This is a genomic window from Pontibacter sp. HJ8 (assembly GCF_054824225.1).
Genome location: NZ_JSYF01000309.1, coordinates 1 through 3,613, shown reverse-complemented (window position 1 = coordinate 3,613; position 3,613 = coordinate 1). Strand labels below are relative to the sequence as shown.

The 3,613-nt window shown below is 48.5% G+C and carries 2 protein-coding genes and 1 pseudogene; 1 reads left to right on the top strand and 2 read right to left on the bottom strand.

Translation table 11 applies throughout. The features are described 5' to 3' along the window. A pseudogene (locus tag OB13_RS13795) lies at window positions 1-462 on the bottom strand (hypothetical protein); the annotation flags it as partial. Window positions 463-550: 88 nt separating this feature from the next. Continuing rightward, window positions 551-2,587, bottom strand: coding sequence for a DUF3857 domain-containing protein (locus tag OB13_RS13790; RefSeq protein ID WP_461490749.1), 2,037 nt, complete (start codon window positions 2,585-2,587; stop codon window positions 551-553). Window positions 2,588-2,928: 341 nt separating this feature from the next. Between OB13_RS13790 and OB13_RS13785 the strand changes: the two genes are divergently transcribed. Beyond that, window positions 2,929-3,613 (top strand): hypothetical protein (locus OB13_RS13785; protein ID WP_461490748.1); only part of this gene is annotated, 685 nt, incomplete at its 3' end.

Below are 3,613 nucleotides of genomic sequence, written 5' to 3'. Positions count from 1 at the left end.
GATCACCGAGCCCTCTTTTACATTGGGCATCGTGAATTTTTTGGAGTGCCAGTTTTCCGACTGCTGCTCCTCAAATACTGCGCTTGACTCGAGTTTGTCTTTTGTGACCTTTCCGTTCTCCAGGTTGTAGGTATAGCCTTTAACGGCACTTACCACCTCCCTGCCGGTGCCTCGCTGGTAAAAAGGAACCTCTACATTGGCCCATTCATAACCTGATTTTTTGAGAATCTTGATCCGGGTACGTCGTTCGAATATAAGTTTGAGTTGGTTGCCGATCTGGAAATGCGAAACGCCATAATCAGACAAAACAACGGCTGCCGCGCTGGTATCTTTTTCGTATGCCTGCATCAGCAGTTCTGCCTCCTCCACCTTGCCGTATTTATAAGGCCCCGATTGGGCAAAAACTGCGGAAACAGAAATAAAAAAGACCGCTACTGATAAAAAGTAAAATTTTGCTTTCATAAAAAGTGAAAAGTGTATGCTAGGCAGGCGATAAGCATGCACTATACCTGCCTATCGCCTTTCTTAATTGTTTAAATCGGTTAGCTGGTTATTTTGTGGTTTTCTTCAGCACGATCTGCTCGGCATGCTTGGCCACGATCTGGTTGTAGAATTCTTTCAGGTAAGGGTATTCCGGGGCATAGTATACCGGCTTCAGGATACTGATCTTGCTCATGATCTGCAAGGTGTTGCCCTGCCGCTCAATCATATACATAAACTTACCCCCATTCTCAGGAAGTGCCACGACTGCCCCCTTAGGCGTCTCTTCCACCTCATAGCCGTCGGGCAGGGTGAAGTGACAGACGTAGGTATGGTCGATCGGAACGGCCAGGTCGATCGGATATACTCTGTTTTCCAGATTGAAAGGATTTTCCTTCTCGCCCTGTCCCATCATCGGGTTGAGGTAGATCACATCGACAGGTTGTCCGCTCCCGGCGGAGGTTAGGCTAAAATCGATGTTCAATGATTTTCCCAGGTCGCCTACGTTGGCAAAGGTGGGCTTGCCGATCTTAAAGTTTCCGATCTCTTTGCTGATTTTCTCGGCATACTTTTCCTCTCCTTCGTCCTGAATCGCTTTCCGGAGGCGAAAGGCATTGTAACCGCTGCTGGATTCCCGTGCCTTTCCGACCATTTCGCCACTTGCATGGATGGTCAGTTGTCCGCTAAACAGCTTGGTGTACATGCCAGCCGGCACCAGATCAACCCAGCGTGAGTCACTTTCTTTCATCAGGCGGCCTTCGCCGTTGAGGCAGCGTATCGGCAACATTCCTGCCGGCAGCAAGGGATCGGTGGCATCCAGTAAGTGCTCTTTGTCGCCGATCTTCACATGCGTCACCACATAGTTGAACTTGTTGAGCATGGGGGTACCTTTAGGCGGGCGGCCATGCTCCCGGGTGCTTACCAGAACCGGAGATGCGTCCAGGCCGGCTTCAAGCAGCATGGCTGTCAGCAGCAGGTTGATCTCAGCAGCGCTGCCACTTTTATTTTCGAAAGATTTTCTTAAGCTGTTGGAGGTATAGATGCCATACTTACCATCCCACTTCACTGTCCGCTTCACCAGTTCATGCAGGGCAACCATCTGCTGCTCCGGCTCCTTGTGCTGCGCCACGATGGCGGCTACTTCGTTTTTGAAGAAGCCTTTGCGGTTGAGTTGGCTGCCGAAGCGCTCCTCCTGCATCATCTTCCTGGTCAGTTCGTTCCAGTTACCGGTCATCGTTTTGGGCGCCTCTCCCGGATACTTGACATACTGCAGCTCAAATTCAATCTTGGCCTGGTAGTCGCGCAAGGTCGTAATAAAACTCTCTTCTTTCAGAGCCGGCACATCTTTCATCACCCAGCGGGAAATTGTATTCGGAGCCTCTACATGTTCTGCGCTGCTGGCCGGAACACTCGTTCTGCCTACGGGCTTCTCTTCTTTGACTACCACGGTAAAACGCTCACTGCCCCGGTGGGACTCTGAAATATGAAAAGGCAGATAGCCTTGCTGCAGCTGTTTGTAATTAAAATATTCGGGGATGCGCGTGTTGTATTCGCTCCACACGGTAGGGATCGTTGTCTGGAACTCCCATTCGCGCATGTTGTACATAAAGTCAGAAGAGATGGTATAACTGTACTCGATCACCGAGCCCTCTTTCACGTTGGGCATGGTGAATTTTTTGGCAAACCAATTCTCAGTACGTTGCTCTTCGTGCAGGTTACCGGATTCCAGCTTGTGCTTCACCACTTTGCCCCCCTCCAGGTTGTAGGTATAGCCTTTCACAGCCGAAACTCTTTCCTTATCAGCATTCTTCTGATAATAAGGAACCGAAACATTCGCCCACTCATAGCCGGACTTCTTCAGAATTTTGATGCGGGTGTGCCGCTCAAACATAAGTTTAAAGCCATTGTTGTAGCTGAAGTACGTTTTGCCGACATCAGAGAGCACCACAGCAGCAGCACTGGTATCCTGATCATAGACACGCATTGTGAGCTCGGCATCTTCGAGTTTGCCGAATTTGGCGGGAAGGCTTTGGCCATGCACCTGTGCGATACCAGCACACAAAAGCAGGAGAAGCCCTACATAAAAAGTAGAGGTTTGCAGTTTCATAGGCTCCGAGAGATTAAAGGTTACGCTTTATTTAGTACTTGAATAATCTGATGGCAATACAGTGTGTTGGCAAACCTAAAAAAGCGCAATCCTCACCCGACAACAGCCTCAACAAACCGAATTATAAAATAAATAATATTTATCTATATAAGCAATAGTAGATTTAATTTTAAAAAGATTTTTCAGCATTCCTCCTTATGTTACTTACTTATTTTTCTTAAAAACGTTAAAAAGAAACACGATTATACCTTATTCAGCACCTTCTGTTGCTGTTTACAGGTCACAGGTAGTTGCAGCGTTCAGTTAAAAAACACCACAAAACAATTTTGCATTTGAGTCAGATGAGCAGAACTGTATTTCTTACAATCTTTATACTGGGTTATGTTGTGCTGACTGCCCAGTCCGACGGATCGCTCTCGAAGGGCCAATCAGTCCGGGAAAGCATGGTCAAGGCGTTTGGAGGGGAAAAAAACGTCAACAAGATCCGCCTGATAGAGTATACCGCCCTCGATATCAGCTACCACAGCGACTCTTCCATCACAACCAGCACCAGGTATCGTCTGGACCTGCAACGAAGGTTTATCACCGCCACAACCCGCGAAAATGGGGTAACAGTTGTGAAAGCCATTGACGAGAGCGGGGCCTGGAAGCGCACGAACGGAGAAAAGGAGCCTTTGCTGCCTGAGGAGGAGGAAAAACTAAAACACATTCTGTTCCTCAATTTCCTGTCCATATTACAGAACAAGGACCTGCAATACGAATACGTACTGGTTTGCCAGTACAAGGGACATACAGCCGATGTTGTGCGGATCACGAACCCGACCCAACCCTCGGAGCAAATCAACCTGTTTGTATCCAAAGCAGACGGAACCATACTTGCCTCCAGCCGGCAGGACCCGGATAAAGCCAACCAGCCGATCAGCTATGCAGATGAACTGGAGTACAAGGAGATTGGTCGGGGCATCGTTTTCCCTCACGCCTATCAGGTATTCGTAAACGGCGAGATGGCCTCGGAAGGAAGGATAA